Source organism: Nesterenkonia sp. CL21 (genome assembly GCF_031705515.1).
GTDB lineage: Bacteria > Actinomycetota > Actinomycetes > Actinomycetales > Micrococcaceae > Nesterenkonia > Nesterenkonia aethiopica.
The window spans coordinates 151,246-167,667 of record NZ_JAUTWR010000001.1; the positions used below are offsets into that span (position 1 = coordinate 151,246).

The window sequence follows — 16,422 nt, forward strand, 5'->3', positions numbered from 1 at the left end:
GAGTAGATCTGTTCCCGCGGTCCGCTCAGGCGGGGCCGTCGTCATCCGGCGGCGTGAGCACGGCGCCAGGCAGGAGGCTGTGCGGATCCTCACCGATGATCTCCCGGTTGGCCTCGTGCCACTGCGGCCAGGCCTCGGCGATCTCCCATTCGGTGGCCTGCGGCCCCAGATGGTCGGCGGCGATGCTCCACAAGGTGTCGCCGGCACGGACGGTGACCTCCTGGGCGGCCCGTTCGCGAGTCTCCACACCCTGGTGACGGTCGTTCTCCGGACCAGGGGCGTCCGGGGTGAACAGTGGACTCACGACGTCCTCCTCCTGTGTCGTCTCGTGCTCGGTGGTGTGCGCGTCGGGCCTGTCGTCCGTCAGGTCTCCGCCGGACCCGGGATCTCCTGAGTCGCCTGGAGCGTTCTGGCGGTCTGAGGCTGCCGAGCGCGTCTCATCCAGCGGCGTCTGTCCGTCCGAGCTTCCTCGTGCGTCGTCATGGATCGGTCCGGACTCGGGTCCTCCGGTCTCCTGCGGAGCGGAGGCCACGGGTGTCTGGTCGGTCGGCTGATGATGCAGGTGGGTCGCCACGGCCGCGCCGCCGACGGCGAGCTGGGCGGTCAGAGCCACCACGAGACTGCGTCGCATGAAGCCCGGGGAGAGTCGTTCCAACAGCGCCCGGGCGGGGCCGCCCTCGCCGCGACCCAGCCGGCTGAGGGCCACCAGCAGCGCTGTGGCCAGCACGGCGATCAGTGAGGCCACGCTCAGGAGCAGCCCCACGGCCGCGGCGCCCAGTCCCACGACTCGCTCGACGTCCCGCAGGCCGGCGTCGAGTCGTGGAAGGTTCTCCATCATGATCGTCGGGGCCTGGGGCGTGAGCATGGACGCGAGGGGAACCCCGAGGATGGCCGCACCGCTGATCAGCAGGACCGGGCCGAGCGCCACGGTGAGCAGCGTGAGGACCATGTCCTGCAGGCGGTCGCTCCGTGCGGGCACCTCCAGCCCGGCGTCGCGCCGGATCGTCCGTGTGCGGGTGGGCCGGGTGCGGCGGGCAGAGCTGCGGGTCGGTTCACGCCGTGCAGCCCGCCCCCGTGGATCGGGTCGGTGAAGATCTCGTCGTCGTAGAGGCGTCGCCGTGCTCATGGGCCTTCCTGATCCCTTCTGCTCATCCACATCTCCTCATCGCCGTCTGGAGGACATGACCCAGAGTGTAATCAGATGATGCGATTTGATGTGGTTTGGTGGTCTTGAATGTTACACGGGACAGGCCGATTCGGATAGTGTGGTCCCGCAACGACAAGGGCGGTGGGGCCTGAGGAGGGGATCACATGCGATGGGACGCGCTGTTCGCCGACCTCGAGAGCCAGTGGGCGGGGGAGGCCGCAGCTGAGTTGGGCCGGGACATCGCGGAGTTCACACGTCATGAGACGGCCTCGGTGGACCTCGGAGATCGTCTCCGGGCGGCCCTCGGGGAGACGGTGGCCGTGACATTGCCCGGAGGGCGCGTGGTGGAGCTGAGCTTAGGAGCCGTGGGCGAGGAGTGGATCGCCGGAGCCGAGGGGCATCATGGCGTGGTGATCCCCCGGGTGGCAGTCCAGGCGATCGACGGTCTGCCTCGGCGGGCGGAGCGTGAGCGCAGCTCGGTGCGTCGACGTCTGGGGATGGCTGCGGTGCTTCGACGGCTGGCGCGCGATCGCCTCGTCGTGGAGATCCGAGGCACAGCGGGTGAGGTACTCGTCCACGGGCTGCTGCTCAGCGTGGGTCGGGACCACTGCGAGGTCGCCCTCACCATCGCGGGTGAGGTGCCTCGGCTTCGTGGAGCCCGCGGGCTGCGGACCGTGCCGTTTGCTGCGATGTCGGAGATTCGGGCGGAGGGCCGACCCCCGGTCTGATTCAGGCGGAGGACTCCGAGTCGGCGCGGGTCGTGCGTCGGCGCTGCTGACGCGCCTGGCGCTGGGCCTCGTACTGGCGCTCGATGTACTCATCGAGCTTGGCCTCCTCGACCCGCCACTGACCGCGGCCTCCGACCTGGATGGCCTCGAGGTCTCCGCTGCGCACGAGGCTGCGGGCCTGGTCCATGGAGATGTTCAGAATCTCGGCCACGTCGGGGAGGGTGAGGAAGCGACGCATCGGTCTCCTTCACTCGAACGGCGTCACGGACAGTCGGGACAGGCCTGTCGGCCGCGTCCCGATGAGGTGATTCTCTCACAGACGGTGGGCTTCGATGGGATTCGTCCACAGTTGATGCGGATATCCACAGCTTGTCATGCGCAGCCCGGCGGTGATGGTGGATTCGGTACGCTGAAGGCGAGGCGATGCCATGTCGACGGCATCTCGCATCCACTCGCACGGAACGGATTTCGAGGGGCACATCCATGACCTCAGAGAAACAGCACCCAGACGCCGCGCCGCGCTCCGCGGCAGAGGCTGCGGATCGGCTGAGACGGCCCAGCTGGAAGGACCCGCGGCTCATCGTGGGGGTCCTCCTGGTGGTGGTCTCGATGGCGGGCGTCGTGGCGCTGGTCGGCTCCCAGGATCGCACCGCCCCGGTGTACGCGGCTGACCGCACGATCTCGGTCGGCGAACCGGTCTCGGCTGAGGACCTCCGTGTTGTGGACGTGCGACTGGACGACGTCTCGGGTCAGTACCTGAGCGCTGACCGGGAGCCTCCTGCGGATCTGCAGTTCGTCTCCGTGGTGGAGGAGGGGGAGCTGGTGCCCGCGCGAGCGGTCGACGCGGTCGACCCTCTGGGACGGCAGGCGGTCACGTTGGAGATCGAGGACACTCTCGCCCGTGCGGTCGAGCCGGGTCGGGCGGTGGACCTGTGGACCACGACCCCCGGCGCGATCGGCGAGGACGCCGGTGCCCGCGTGGACCAGGTGGTCGCCGGGGCCGAGGTCTCCGCGGTGACAGAGTCCAGCTCGACCTTCGGCGCCCAGTCGGCGGTCACGGTGGAGCTGCTGGTGGCCCCCGACGACCTTCCCGAGGTGCTCGCTGCGCGGAGCTCGGCGGCGGCTCTGTCCCTCGTGCCCGCGGGCGCAGCCCCGGCGGCCGCCGACCATGAGGGCGAATCGGCCCCCGACGGCGAGTCCACGGAGGGCGAGGACGCCGATGAGGATGAGGGCGGCGAGGAGGAGGCGCCATGAGGCGCTGCTCGGTCATCACCGCCGGTCACCTTCAGCGGGATCACATCGCCGCCGTCGAGGGACTCCATGGTCCGGTGACTATCGATCGGCGGTGCGCAGACCTCGCAGAGCTGGTGGCCGCCGCACGGACAGGAAAGGCCGATGCGGTTCTGATCATCGGGGAGACCGAGACCATCACGGGAAGCCTGCTGACGGAGTTCACCGAGCCGGGGCTGGTCGTGGTGGCGGTGTCCGACGTCTCCGAGGAACGTGCCCGACTGCGGGCTCTGGGAATCGTGGCGCTGCCTGACACCGTGGACGCGAAGACGCTCACCGACGCGCTGCGGGGACTGCCGGTCCCCGAGCAGTCGGCCGATGAGGATCTCCTGGGCGCTCCAGCGGCGGTGGGGAAGGAGCTCGATGACGTCCCCGTCGACCCGGCGGACGTACAGGCTGCTGCAGTGCACGACTCCGGTGCGGAGTCGGAGGCGCCTCCGGGGCGCACACAGGAGGGTGAGGGCGCTCCTGGAGGGCAGCACCCGCTGGACGCAGAGCTGGCCGAACTGCTCAGCGCGGCCGAGACGACCCGGAGCCGGCGCGAGGCCGCCTCGGCGGAGCCCACACAGGAGGAGCCCACACAGGAGGAGCACACACCGGACGACAGGCCCCTGGCGGCAGCCGGAACCGGTTCCGCACGGGACGACGATGCCGTACGCGCAGCTGGTGCCGCCCGGCGGGGCACCACCGGGCGGGACGACGCCGGACCGCAGAATGCGGACCTGCGGGCAGCCGCCGAGGAGGACGCCGGAGAGGAGGACTCCGGTGCCGCGCTGCGACGTCCGGGGATCACGACCGTCTGGGGAGCTCCGGGCAGTCCGGGCCGCACCACCGTGGCGGTCAATCTGGCCGCAGAGCTGGCTCTGACCGGCGCCCGTGTGCTGCTGATCGATGCTGACACCGTCGCATCCTCGGCCGCCACGCATCTGGGCCTTCTCGAGGAGTCGGCAGGGCTGGCGCAGGCCTGCCGCCAGGCGGACCTCGGGCGGCTCGATGCGGCACGGCTGCGGCGGGCCCTGACCGTGGTGGACATCTGCGGCTACCGGCTCCACCTGCTCACCGGACTCCCGCGCGCCGATCGGTGGCCCGAACTGCGGGGCGGGGCCCTGCGCCAGGTCCTGCAGCGGGCGGCCCGTGACTTCTCCCACGTGGTGGTCGACGTCGCCGCACCCACGGAGCACGACGAGGAGCTGACCTTCGACACCCGCGCCCCGCAGCGGCACGCGGCCACGATCACCGCCGTGGAGGAGGCGGACACGCTGCTGGCGGTCGGAGGGCCGGATCCCGTCTCCTTCCCGCGCCTCGTCAAGGCGCTGGACGACCTGCGGCTCAACCTGCCGCAGACCCCTGAGCCTCAGGTGCTGATCAACCAGATTCGGCGCGAGGCGGTCGGCCGCGCCCCCGAGGACCAGCTGCGTGAGGCCTGGGACCGGTTCGGGTCCGGCGAGGCGCTGGAGACCTTCCTGCCCTGGGACCGTGCAGCCTGCGATGACGCCCTGCTCACCGGCCGTGTCCTGGCGGAGTCGGCTCCCCAGTCGGCCCTGCGCCACGCGATCGCGGACCTGGCCGGGGCGACCCTTCCGACGCGCCGGAGGCGCCTGCTGAGGCGGTAGGCTGGGTGCGGGCGGTCGGACACCGTGGTCCGGCCCATGACCGGGGCATCGATGACCCAGAAAGAGTGAGTGCACATGACCGGTGAGAAGTCCCTCTGGACTCGTGGTGACGATGATCTGGAGACTCTGGAGAGCGCGTACTTCGCCCACGTCGCTCCGGAGGATCTGTGGTCCGTCAGCTCGGAGCATCAGAGAGAGTGGGTGGCTCGTCATCTGGAGCTCGCCCGCCGCCGCAGGGACTCCTCGCCGCAGGCGGACGTCGTCACCGTGGAGGGCCGCAGCGTCGTGCTGGTCGTCACCGACGACATGCCTCACCTCGTGGACTCGGTGACTGCCGAGATCTCCCGGAACGGGCACGCCATGTCCCTGGTGGTCCACCCCATCTTCCTGGTCAGCCGCACCCCGGAAGGCTCCGACGTCCTGGGTGTGCGCTCCGTCCCGGCTCCGCAGCGCGGCATGTCCTCGGGCGACACCCAGACCCTGCCGGACCTCTCCGTGCTGACCGATGAGGGGCAGCGCACCGACGTCGAGTCCTGGATCGCCGTGGAGCTGGACCGGGTGATCACCGCCGAGCAGGTGGAGGCGCTGGTGGGGGGCCTCTACAGCGTCGTCGACGACGTGAAGTCGAGCCACCGGGACCAGAACCGCATGATCGGCAAGGCCCGCGGGGCAGCGGGGCTGCTGCGCGAGGCCGAAGGCCTTCACGAGTCCCAGGAGTCGGCCGACCTGCTCGACTGGATGGCCGATGGGAACTTCCTGTTCCTCGGCTACCGGGAGTACGAGCTCGATGAGCACGATGACGACTCGGTGCACCTGCAGCCGCTGGAGGAGACCGGGCTGGGCATCCTCTCCCAGGTGCGCGGCAAGGGCACCCTGCACCGGACCACGGAGCTCTCCGAGGCCGGCCGGGCCAGGGCCCGGGAGCGCCGGGCGCTGGTGATCACCAAGGCGAACTCCCGTTCCACGGTGCGTCGCCGCACCTACATGGACTACGTCGCGGTGAAGACCTTCGGCCCGGACGGGTCGGTGCGCGGAGAGCGCCGCTTCGTGGGTCTGTTCAGCCAGCGGGCCTACACGCAGTCGATCCAGAACATCCCGCTGCTGCGCTCGCGGGCCCAGCAGCTCCTGGCACGCTCCGGGTTCAGTCCGGACTCCCATTCCGGCTCGGACCTGATGCAGATCCTGGAGATCTATCCGCGCAACGAGCTGCTGCAGATGGACATCGAGGAGATCGAGGAGACTGCCTGGCAGATCCTGCAGCTGCAGGAGCGCCGGCGGGTGAAGCTCTTCCTTCGCAAGGACCACTACGGGCGGTTCATGACGGCGATCCTGTATCTGCCCAGGGACCGGTACAACACGGCGGTGCGTCAACGGGTGGAGCAGGAGCTGCGGCGCCACATCGACGCGGAGTCCATCGACTTCAACGTCCTGCTGACCGAATCCGTCCTGGCTCGGGTGTTCTTCCGCATGCGCCTCTCGGGCGATGCCGCCGAGCTGGGGATCACCGTCGACGAGCTGCAGAACAGGCTGGCCCGGGCCATCCGCTCCTGGGCCGAGGGCATCACCCAGGAGGCCGAGGAACGGTACTCCGGCCGTCGGGCGGAGGACCTGACCCGCCGGTGGGGCGACGCCTTCCCGGAGGACTACCGGGTGCTCTACGAGGTCTCCGACGCCCTGGCGGACATCACTCAGTTCGAGACGCTGGAGCGGCACCCCGAGGACGGCCCACGCATGCAGTTCTACCCGCCTCGCGGGGACGACTCGGCGCATATGAGGCTGAAGCTCTACCTCTCCGAGCCCAAGACGCTGACGGACACGCTGCCGATCCTCGACGATTTCGGCCTCTCCATCCTGGACGAGCGCTCCTACACGCTGACCTGCGACGACGGCACGACCTTCCACCTGTACGACCTGGGCCTCTGCTACCCGGCGGGAGTGGATCCGCACACGACGATCGAGCTGCTCAAGGAGGCCTACAGCCACGTGCTGGTGGGCACCGCCGAGTCGGACATCTTCTCCCGCCTGGTCCTGCAGCTCGGGCTGTCCATCCAGAAGGTGACGGTTCTGCGCGCCTACGCGAAGTACATGCGTCAGCTGGGGTCCGCGCACTCCTATGCCTTCCTGGCGGAGGCGCTGCTGCAGAATCCGGAGGTCTCGGCCGCGCTGGTGGCCTACTTCGAGGCCCGCTTCGACCCGCAGCTGGACGAAGACCGCGCCGAGCGGATGGAGGAGACCCGTCAGCGGATCCTGGACGCGCTGGAGAATGTGCGCACCCTCGACGCCGACCGCGTGCTCTCCACGTTCCTGAACCTCATCGACTCCACGCAGCGGACCAATGCCTACCAGGGCCGGGACTGGCTGTCCCTGAAGCTGACGCCGGGCACCATCGACTCGGCTCCGCAGCCCCGTCCGGCCCATGAGATCTGGGTGTACTCGCCGCAGGTGGAAGGGGTTCACCTGCGCTTCGACAAGGTCGCCCGTGGCGGTCTGCGCTGGTCGGACCGTCAGGAGGACTTCCGCACGGAGGTCCTCGGTCTGGTGAAGGCACAGATGGTGAAGAACGCGGTGATCGTGCCCTCGGGCGCTAAGGGCGGCTTCTACGCCAAGCAGCTGCCCGACCCGGCGGAGGACCGCGGGGCATGGTTCGAAGCCGGTCGCGAGGCCTACAAGGTCTTCATCCGAGGGTTGCTGGACATCACCGACAACCAGCTGGAGCGCGACGGGCAGATGGAGATCGTGGCACCGGAGAACGTGGTCCGGCACGACGGCGACGATGCCTACCTGGTGGTGGCCGCGGACAAGGGCACGGCCACGTTCTCCGATACGGCCAACGCGGTCTCCGCCGAGTACGGGCACTGGCTGGGCGATGCCTTCGCCTCGGGCGGCTCAGTGGGCTATGACCACAAGGCGATGGGCATCACCGCCCGCGGCGCCTGGGAGTCGGTGAAGTCGCACTTCTCGGAGCTGGGCCACGACACCCAGAGCGAGGATTTCACCGTCATCGGCATCGGTGACATGTCTGGGGACGTGTTCGGCAACGGAATGCTGCTCTCGGAGCACATCCGGCTGGTGGCGGCGTTCAACCACCTGCACATCTTCATCGACCCGGACCCCGACTCCGGCGCATCCTTCCGGGAGCGCCAGCGGCTGTTCACGGCCGGACGGTCCGGCTGGGACGCCTACGACGAGTCGCTGATCTCTGCCGGCGGCGGCGTCTTCTCCCGCACGGCGAAGACGATCACCATCACGGAGCCGATGCGACGGCGGTTCGACCTTCCGGCCGGCGTCGAGGTCATGACGCCGCCGGAGCTGCTCCATGCGTTGCTGCAGGCCCCGGTGGACCTGCTGTACAACGGCGGGATCGGCACGTATGTGAAGGCCTCGCACGAGACCCACGAGGAGGTCGGCGACCGCGCGAACAACGGCATCCGCGTCGACGGTCGGCAGGTGCGGGCCCGCGTGGTGGGCGAGGGCGGCAACCTGGGTCTCACCCAGGCCGGCCGCATCGAGGCGGCCCAGCAGGGGGTGCGGCTCAACACCGACGCCATCGACAACTCCGCCGGCGTGGACTGCTCGGACCACGAGGTCAACATCAAGATCCTGGTGGACCAGCTGATCTCCTCGGGCCACCTGGCGGCCGAGGAGCGGGACGAGCTGCTGCGGGAGATGACCGACGACGTCGCCGAGCTGGTCCTGCAGACCAACCGGGACCAGAACATCCTGCTCATGACCGACCGGCATCGGATGGGCGACTGGTCGCCGAGCTTCCAGCGGCTCATGGGCTGGTTGGAGGACTCTGCCGGACTGGACCGAGAGCTGGAGGTGCTGCCCTCCGACGCTCAGCTCGAGGAGCGGCGGGATGCGTCCCAGCCGCTGACCTCCCCGGAGCTGGCGGTGCTGGTGGCCTATGCGAAGATCCAGCTCAAGGGTGCGCTGGTGGCTTCGGACCTTCCCGACGACGCCTGGTTCACCTCGCTGCTGGAGGACTACTTCCCCGAGGAGATCACCTCCCGCTTCGCCTCGGAGCTGCCACGGCATCCGCTGCATCGGGAGATCATCGCCACTGTGCTGGCGAACGACGTGATCAACATGGGTGGGGCCACGTTCGTCTTCCGCGCGATGGAGGAGACCTTCGCCTCGGAGGCTCAGGTGGTGCGGGCCTTCGCCACGGTGCGGGAACTGTTCCGCCTCGATGAGTTCGACGCCGCGATGCGCAGCCTGCCGGTGAGCTTCCCCCGCGAGCGGTGGGCGCTGACCTACCTTGACATGCGGCGCCTGCTGGACCGCGCGGTCCGGTGGTGCGTCAACCACGCCCCCCGGGGCACCACGGTGCAGCAGGATGTCGAGCTGTTCGCCGAGCACCTGCGACCGCTGTACGGCAACCTCTCGGAGCACCTGCGGGGCGGGGACCGGGAACGCGTTCTGCAGCAGAAGGAGGAGGTGCTGGCCACCGGCATGCCGGAGGACCTGGCACGCTGGGTCTCCGAGCTGTTCGAGACGTTCTCGCTGCTCGACGTCGCCGACGTGGCCCGGGAGCTCGGCGTCGACTCCGCCGAGGTGGCGGGTGTGTACTACACGGTCTACGACGAGTTCAGCGCCGATTCGCTCCTGGAGCGCATCACGGGGCTGCCGCGGAAGGACAAGTGGCAGGCGCTGGCCCGCGGCGCGCAGCGTGACGAGCTCTACCACGCGATCCGGGATGTCACGACCTCGGTGCTGAAGAGCACCGAACCGGGCACGCCGGATGAGCGCATGGCGGCCTGGCGCCGGGAGAACGAGGCGAAGATCAGTCGGGCAGAGCGGCTGGTGGCGGAGGTGGACCAGCTCAAGACGGACAACATCGCGTCGTTGACGGTGCTGCTGCGGCACCTGCGCGGTCTCATCGGAGCCTGAGCCGTGGCCGTCTTCGAGGATCCGCTCATCGACCACCCGCACCTGCATGACGGGGATGCCGACTGGCTGCATGCGCTGGTCGCGGACTGGCAGATGCTCTCTGACCTGGCGTTCTCCGACCTGGTCCTGTGGTTTCCTCACACCGTGGAGGGATTCGTCTCCGCGGAGGACAGGTCCTTCATCGCGCTGGCCCAGGCGCGCCCCTCCACGACACAGACGGTGGTGCACCGTGACGTCGTCGGGGACAGGATCCGTGCGGACCTCAAACCCATGGTGGAACGGGCCTGGCGCTATCAGGTGGAGACGAACTCCTCGGATGAGGGCCGGCCCGCCCCGGCCCGGATGCGGGTCACCGCGATCCCGCTGATCCGCGGGGGTCGCACCCTGGCGGTGATGACCCTGCACTTCTCGGTCACCGCCCTGCGCACCCCGTCCCGGCTGGAGCTGACCTACCGGCGCTGCGCCGCCGATCTGCTGGTCATGGTGGGCCAGGGGCGGTGGCCGGAGACCCACGTGGAGTTCAGCGCCTACGGCGGAGCCCCGAGGGTGGGGGACGGGCTGCTGCGTCTGGACGTCGAGGGCAAGATCGCCTTCGCCAGCCCCAACGCCGTCTCCGCGCTGTCCCGGCTGGGAGTGGCGGACTCGCTGGAGGGCCGCTCCCTGGCCGGGATCGGGGCGGAGCTCGAACGCTCCACCGGTGGTGTGGTGGATGAGACCCGGCCGCTGCTGCTGACGGGTCGCCGGGCGATGCGTGCTGAGCTCGAGGCCCACGGGGCCGCGGTGACGCTGCGGTCCATCCCGCTGTACAAGGACGGCGAGCGGTTCGCCGCCCTGGTGCTGTGCCGAGACGTCACCGAGCTGCGGCGCCGTGATCGCCAGCTGATGAGCAAGGATGCGACCATCAAGGAGATCCACCACCGGGTGAAGAACAATCTCCAGACGGTCTCGGCGCTGCTGCGGATGCAGTCGCGGCGCATGGACTCGGAGGAGGGCCGGGCCGGGCTGCGTCGGGCGATGCGTCGCGTGGAGACCATCGCGATGGTCCACGACTCCCTGTCGAAGGGGCTGGAGGAGAGCGTCGACGTCGATGAGCTGATGCGCCGGCAGCTGAGGCTCGCCGCGGAGATGGCCCAGTCCGAGCGCAGGGTGGAGACGCACCTGGAGGGGAGCTTCGGCCAGCTGCCGCCGGACATGGTGACTCCGCTGGCGCTGGTCATCACCGAAGTGGTGGCCAATGCCGTGGAGCATGGTTTCGGCCCGGATCCGACCCGGCGCAGCCTGACCGTACGCATGGTGGTGAGTCGCTCAGCGGACGCGGCCGGCCGGGAGCGGCTGGAGCTGGAGATCGTCGACGACGGCGTCGGGCTGCCGGAGACGGACTGGGAGCCGGGCCTGGGCCTGCAGATCGTCAGGACGCTGGTGCGGGGAGAGCTCTCCGGGGTGATCGACTGGGACCACGGTGAGGGACCCGACGGCGAACCGGTCGGCACACGTGCGGTGCTGAAGGCGCCGATCCTGGGCCCGCAGCACCACTGATCCGTCCTGGGCGCTGCGGTGTGCAGCGACAGACGTACGACAGGCGAACGACAGACGAAGGGGCGGGACTGCTCCGAGAGGAGAGTCCCGCCCCGTCGTCCGTGGTGGGCTGCTGCGGCGTCCTGTCCGGACGCGGGCCTCAGGAGGCCCGGCGCGCGCGTGCGGCGCGACGCTTCAGCGCTCGGCGCTCGTCCTCGCTCATGCCGCCCCAGACGCCGGCGTCCTGGCCGGTCTCCAGCGCCCACTGCAGGCAGGTGTCCATCACGGGGCACCGGCGGCACACGCTCTTGGCCTCCTCGATCTGGAGCAGGGCGGGGCCGGTGTTGCCCACGGGGAAGAAGAGCTCGGGGTCCTTGTCCAGGCACGCTGCTCGGCTGCGCCAATCCATGGGAATCACTACTCCTTGCGTCCGGTGGTGGGACGCTGTTGCTCGGGTGGGGTGCTGCGGCAGTTCCTCGACCCGGGGCCCAGGGGTAGGCCTCGGGGAGTCCGTGCCGCCTCCGGAAGGCAGAAGCTTCAGTTGTCGGTGCGGGACCTGACCGTAGGGCGCAGTCGCGCAGGCAGAGCCAGAGGACTGCCAACCCGGAGAAGTACGTGTTCAAGGCTGACACGTTAACAGGATGCAAACAAGACTTCGCAGGGCAGAAATACGCCCGAAACGCTGTGGCATTGCTCACAGCAGAAAGTGTGATCCGGCGGGCGCAGAGAGGTCGCCTCGGCGGCCTCCCGGGCTGACCTGGGGCGACTTGCGTGTGCCCCGCGTGCGGTCCTCAAGGGGCGTCACAGTCTGGTGGACGGCCCTGGGCCCCCGAGCATCGGCAGGGTTGCCGGAGAGGTCGGACGTCGGGTGCGGCCATGTCGGCGGTCCGGCAGGGCGGGCGGACTGGACGGAATGCCGCCGGAGGGACTCCCCGGCCGGGCGCTCATAGGGCCCGGGTGGTTCAATGGTGGGCATGCCCGAGAAGGACTCTCCCCAGCCGGACTTCAATGCCCCGCAGGGGCCCCGACGCTTCACCCAGGCCAGGCCGCGGCCGTGGCCGGTGTGGCTGATCTTCCTGATCCTGCTGATGCAGGGGCTCGCCGTGGGCTTCAGCTCCGTGGCGCAGTTCGTCGCCTCGGAGCCTGAGCAGCTCGACACTGTCGGCTACATCGCGATGCTGGTGCTCTATCTGCTGCTGGCGGCAGTGCTGATCCTGCTGGGCTTCCGGCTGTTCATGGGGGCGCCCGGTGCCCGCACTCCGGCGATGGTCCTGCAGCTGATGATCGTGGTGCTCTCGTTCAGCTTCTTCGCCTCGGGGGTGTGGCAGGTCGGTGCGCTGTTCCTCGTCCCGGCCGCCGTGGCCCTGGTGCTGGCCTTCGTGGGGCCGACTCAGGCATGGCTCGCCGCCGGAGACGGCGCTCCCTCCTGAGTCGGCCCTCGGGCCGGGTGGGCGCTGCGCTGGGACGGTCAGCGGCGTCGGGTCAGTTGACCGGACCGGTCCACTTCTCGCCGGGGCCCTTGCCCGGTGCGTCCGGCACGAGCGACTCCTCGCGGAAAGCCAGCTGCAGCGAGCGGAGGCCGTCGCGCAGCGGCGCGGCGTGGGTGGAGCCGACCTCCGGGGCGGCCGCCGTGACCAGGCCGGCCAGGGCAGTGATGAGCTTACGTGCCTCGTCCAGGTCCTTCAGCGCCTCGGCCTCCGGGTCGTCGGCGAGGCCGGTCTTGACGGCGGCCGCACTCATCAGGTGCACGGCCACGGTGTTGATCAGCTCCACGGCCGGGACTTCGGCGATGTCTCGGGCCTGCTTGATCCCCTCGACGTCGGGCCCCTCGGAGGAGGGGGTGGCGTCGGGACGGTTGTTCTGGTCACTCTGCATGCTGGTAAGCTTGTCACATGTCTCGGTAGGCGCGCGATGCGCGCCCTGAGCGCCGAAGCGGGCGTCATCTCGCACCCCGCCATCGGGGTTCCACACCGACGACGCCCACTCGCCATCGTCATCAAACAGGAGTTGGACAGATCAGCGAACCACGCATCAACGAACGGATCCGAGTTCCGGAGGTCCGCCTGGTCGGCCCGCAGGGGGAGCAGGTCGGCATCGTCAGGATCGAGGACGCCCAGCGGCTGGCCTCCGAGGCCGGTCTGGACCTGGTCGAGGTCGCGCCCCGCGCGAAGCCTCCCGTCTGCAAGCTGATGGACTTCGGCAAGTGGAAGTACGAGGCCGCTGTCAAGGCTCGTGAATCCCGGAAGAACCAGACCACGACCACGCTCAAAGAGGTCCGGTTCCGTCTCAAGATCGACGACCACGACTATGAGACCAAGGTCAGCCGCGCCCGAGGATTCCTCTCCGCCGGTGACAAGGTCAAGGCCATGATCCAGTTCCGCGGTCGTGAGCAGCAGCGCCCGGAGATGGGTGTCCGACTGCTCCAGCGGTTCGCGGAGGACGTGGGGGACCTGGGCTCGGTCGAGTCCTCCCCGCGTCAGGACGGGCGTCACATGGTGATGGTCGTCGGACCGCTGAAGACCAAGGCAGAGGTCAAGAAGCAGGAGGCCGCCGAAGCAGCGGCCGAGGCCGCAGAGGCGGAGCCCAAGGGCACCCCCTCGAAGCGTGCCCGCAAGAACCAGGAGCGGGTCTCCACGGAGAAGAAGGACGTCAAGCCGCTGTCCAACTCCATGGCTGACTACCTCCCGGACGAGCTGAAGAACCTCTAGATCTCTGCGGTCCGCCGCAGAAGATCATCACAGTGGCCCTCCGTCGGATCTGCGACGGAGGGCCACTGCATGCCCAACATGCCTTCCGGTGCCGCATGGCGTAGAATGGCTCTTCGGGTTCACGGCAGGATGTGCCTGCGCGTCACGCGTCAACATCCTGTCGTTCCTATGACAAGGGGGCCGAGGCCCGCGACACCCTCGTCCACGGCGTCCTTCGCCGGGACGTCGGAGACGCGACGCCGGTCGGCCCCACCTCTGCGCCGCTGCCCGGCCGAGGCCTCGGATACGTTCCGGGGTCGACGGACGGGCCTCGTAGGCGTTGCAGGTCCGCACGATGTAAGGAGAACGGCACCATGCCGAAGATGAAGACCCACTCCGGGGCCAAGAAGCGATTCAAGCTGACCGGCTCCGGCAAGATCAAGCGCCAGCAGGCCAACCGTCGCCACTACCTGGAGCACAAGTCTTCCCGCCTGACGCGTCGTCTGGCCGGTGACCGCATCGTCACCAAGGCCGACGAGAAGCGCATCAAGCGGATGCTGGGCATCTGAGCGTCCTGCGACCTCGATCCCGATGACCGGGCCTCTGGGCGGCGTGGCATGCCGATGAGCATGCCGCCTCCCGGGCCTATGAACACCAGAAGACTCACTGCACTAGGAGATTTCACGTGGCACGAGTGAAGAGGGCGGTCAACGCCCACAAGAAGCGCCGCAAGGTCCTCGACCGGGCCTCCGGCTACCGCGGTCAGCGTTCCCGCCTCTACCGGAAGGCCAAGGAGCAGCTGCTGCACAGCTACACCTACAACTACCAGCACCGCAAGAAGCGCAAGGGCGACTTCCGCCGCCTGTGGATCCAGCGCATCAACGCTGCGTCCCGCGCCCACGGTCTGACCTACAACCGCTTCATCCAGGGCCTGAAGGCCGCTGAGGTGGAGGTCGACCGTCGCATGCTGGCTGAGCTCGCCGTCTCCGACGCCAAGGCTTTCGAGACCCTGGTTGACGTGGCGCGCAAGGCTCTGCCGCAGGACGTCAACGCCAAGAAGGCCGCCTGAGCCTGATCGGCTGAGACCAGCTGTGGACGGCGCCCGCCCCTGGACACCAGGGGCGGGCGCCGTCGTCATGTCCGCGCAGGGAGCTCTGACGGATCGGCGACGTCGGGGCCGCTGCGGCCACCGGTGAGGAAGAATGAGGACCATGACTGATCCTGCAGTGCTGAACAACCCCCATGCGGACCGCGTGAAGAAGGTGGCCTCGCTGGCGACCCGGGCGGGCCGGCGTCGTCAGCGGCTCTTCCTCGCCGAAGGTCCTCAGCCCGTGCGGGAGGCGCTGACCCTGTGGCTGCGCCGCTGGGAGGGCGTCCCCGACGGCGCGGCGCGTCACCCGGCTTCCGCCGTCAAGGGCCTGCCGGAGCTGGACGCGCTCTTCTTCGACGCCGAGGCGCTGAGCGCCCATCCGGATCTCCAGGCGCTGCTGGACCAGGCCCGGGGTGTTCTCTTCGACCCGCAGGCCGCCCTTCCGCGGCCGGCGCGGTTCTTCCTGCGCGAGGCCACTGCGGAGGTCCTGGCAGCCATGGGAGACGCCGAGACCTCTCAGGGAGTGCTGGCCGTGTGCCGCATCCCGCAGACGGGGGCGAGCGACGGCGGGGCCGATCCGCTGGAGTCCCTGCTCGGCGGGCCCGAGAGCCCAGGAGCGCCGGCTGGGTTGGTCGCAGGCCTGCTCGGAGTCCAGGACCCGGGCAATGCCGGCACCATCATCCGCACCGCCGACGCCGCCGGTGCGGCGGCCGTCGTGCTCACGCCGGGCAGCGTGGATCCCTGGGCGCCGAAGGTGGTCCGCTCCGCTGCGGGCTCGCATTTCCACCTCCCGCTGCTCACCGGGACGGACCCGCAGCGGCTGGTGGCCACCGCCAGGAGCGCGGGGCTGCAGGTGCTGGCCGCCGACGGCGGAGGAGAGGTCCCGCTGCCGGAGATGGAGGATCTCGGATCCCCGACGCTGTGGCTGCTGGGCAATGAGGCCCACGGGCTCAGCTCCGAGCAGCGTGGGCTCGCCGATCGTCGGGTCTCCATCCCGCTCTACGGGCAGGCAGAGTCGCTGAACGTCGCCACCGCGGCCACCGTGTGCCTCTACGCCTCAGCCATGGCGCGCGCTGAGGCCGGAGGTGCCGTGGGGGAGACTCCATGAGCTACGCGCCCGGCGGTCGAGAGGTGGAGAACACCGGATTCGTCTGCGGGCACTGCGGCCGGGAGGTCAGCCGACATTCCGGGGGCAGCTACCGCAACCACTGCCCGTTCTGCCTGCATTCACGGCATGTGGACGTCGTGCCGGGGGACCGGTCTGCCGACTGCGGGGCCGTGATGGCGCCGGTCGGCGTCGACCACTCCGGGAAGAAGGGCTTCATCCTCATCCACCGGTGCACCGCCTGTGGGGTCACGGACCGGAATCGGCTGGCCCCGGATGATGACATGGACGCGGTCATCGCCCTGCAGCGACCCCGCTGAGTGGCGCCTGCGAGTCCATGGGCCTGGCGTCGTG

15 protein-coding genes are annotated in these 16,422 nt (G+C 69.5%); 11 read left to right on the forward strand and 4 right to left on the reverse strand.

Annotated elements, in window-relative coordinates; genetic code table 11:
- Window positions 1-25 precede the first annotated feature (25 nt).
- Window positions 26-949 (reverse strand): LysM domain-containing protein, encoded by a 924-nt coding sequence (locus Q7C18_RS00635; RefSeq protein WP_311023574.1) that lies wholly within the window; start codon window positions 947-949, stop codon window positions 26-28.
- Window positions 950-1,311: 362 nt separating this feature from the next.
- On the opposite strand from Q7C18_RS00635, the gene Q7C18_RS00640 reads away from it, so the two are divergent.
- Complete coding sequence (locus Q7C18_RS00640; protein WP_070159243.1) at window positions 1,312-1,875, forward strand: hypothetical protein; 564 nt, start codon at window positions 1,312-1,314, stop codon at window positions 1,873-1,875.
- Window position 1,876: 1 nt separating this feature from the next.
- Here the strand turns inward: Q7C18_RS00640 and Q7C18_RS00645 are convergent, their stop codons facing one another.
- Window positions 1,877-2,113, reverse strand: coding sequence for a helix-turn-helix domain-containing protein (locus Q7C18_RS00645; protein WP_070159245.1), 237 nt, complete (start codon window positions 2,111-2,113; stop codon window positions 1,877-1,879).
- Window positions 2,114-2,358: 245 nt separating this feature from the next.
- Between Q7C18_RS00645 and Q7C18_RS00650 the strand changes: the two genes are divergently transcribed.
- The 4 genes from Q7C18_RS00650 (at window position 2,359) to Q7C18_RS00665 (ending at window position 11,207) form a co-directional block, all read left to right on the forward strand.
- On the forward strand, window positions 2,359-3,129 hold the full coding sequence (locus tag Q7C18_RS00650; RefSeq protein WP_311023576.1) for a hypothetical protein: 771 nt from the start codon (window positions 2,359-2,361) through the stop codon (window positions 3,127-3,129).
- Entirely contained in the window at window positions 3,126-4,778 is a 1,653-nt protein-coding gene (locus Q7C18_RS00655) for a hypothetical protein (protein WP_311023578.1), read from the forward strand. Before Q7C18_RS00650 ends, Q7C18_RS00655 begins: the two co-directional genes overlap by 4 nt.
- Before the next feature lie 75 nt (window positions 4,779-4,853).
- Entirely contained in the window at window positions 4,854-9,671 is a 4,818-nt protein-coding gene (locus tag Q7C18_RS00660) for an NAD-glutamate dehydrogenase (RefSeq protein ID WP_311023580.1), read from the forward strand.
- A gap of 3 nt (window positions 9,672-9,674) precedes the next feature.
- On the forward strand, window positions 9,675-11,207 hold the full coding sequence (locus Q7C18_RS00665) for a sensor histidine kinase (protein ID WP_070159250.1): 1,533 nt from the start codon (window positions 9,675-9,677) through the stop codon (window positions 11,205-11,207).
- Between the two features lie 139 nt (window positions 11,208-11,346).
- Here the strand turns inward: Q7C18_RS00665 and Q7C18_RS00670 are convergent, their stop codons facing one another.
- A complete protein-coding gene (locus Q7C18_RS00670) occupies window positions 11,347-11,595 on the reverse strand; it encodes a WhiB family transcriptional regulator (RefSeq protein ID WP_070159252.1) in 249 nt (82 codons plus the stop codon).
- A gap of 565 nt (window positions 11,596-12,160) precedes the next feature.
- Here Q7C18_RS00670 and Q7C18_RS00675 point away from each other — a divergent pair.
- Window positions 12,161-12,616: a hypothetical protein gene (locus Q7C18_RS00675; RefSeq protein WP_085437163.1), complete on the forward strand. Its 456-nt coding sequence runs from the start codon at window positions 12,161-12,163 to the stop codon at window positions 12,614-12,616.
- A 52-nt stretch (window positions 12,617-12,668) separates the two neighbouring features.
- On the opposite strand, the gene Q7C18_RS00680 is transcribed toward Q7C18_RS00675, so the two are convergent.
- Window positions 12,669-13,061, reverse strand: a complete 393-nt coding sequence (locus Q7C18_RS00680) for a DUF1844 domain-containing protein (RefSeq protein WP_311023583.1) — start codon at window positions 13,059-13,061, stop codon at window positions 12,669-12,671.
- A gap of 188 nt (window positions 13,062-13,249) precedes the next feature.
- On the opposite strand from Q7C18_RS00680, the gene infC reads away from it, so the two are divergent.
- The 5 genes from infC to Q7C18_RS00705 all read left to right on the forward strand — a co-directional run bounded on the left by infC (window position 13,250) and on the right by Q7C18_RS00705 (window position 16,388).
- Window positions 13,250-13,894: a translation initiation factor IF-3 gene (infC, locus tag Q7C18_RS00685; RefSeq protein WP_237089946.1), complete on the forward strand. Its 645-nt coding sequence runs from the start codon at window positions 13,250-13,252 to the stop codon at window positions 13,892-13,894.
- A gap of 353 nt (window positions 13,895-14,247) precedes the next feature.
- Entirely contained in the window at window positions 14,248-14,442 is a 195-nt protein-coding gene (gene rpmI / locus Q7C18_RS00690; protein ID WP_070159257.1) for a 50S ribosomal protein L35, read from the forward strand.
- Window positions 14,443-14,558: 116 nt separating this feature from the next.
- Window positions 14,559-14,942, forward strand: coding sequence for a 50S ribosomal protein L20 (gene rplT / locus Q7C18_RS00695; protein ID WP_070159259.1), 384 nt, complete (start codon window positions 14,559-14,561; stop codon window positions 14,940-14,942).
- Window positions 14,943-15,084: 142 nt separating this feature from the next.
- On the forward strand, window positions 15,085-16,071 hold the full coding sequence (locus tag Q7C18_RS00700) for an RNA methyltransferase (RefSeq protein WP_311023585.1): 987 nt from the start codon (window positions 15,085-15,087) through the stop codon (window positions 16,069-16,071).
- The gene (locus Q7C18_RS00705; RefSeq protein ID WP_070159262.1) at window positions 16,068-16,388 is read left to right on the forward strand and encodes an RNHCP domain-containing protein; all 321 of its coding nucleotides are present in this window, start codon (window positions 16,068-16,070) and stop codon (window positions 16,386-16,388) included. Before Q7C18_RS00700 ends, Q7C18_RS00705 begins: the two co-directional genes overlap by 4 nt.
- Window positions 16,389-16,422: the final 34 nt, after the last annotated feature.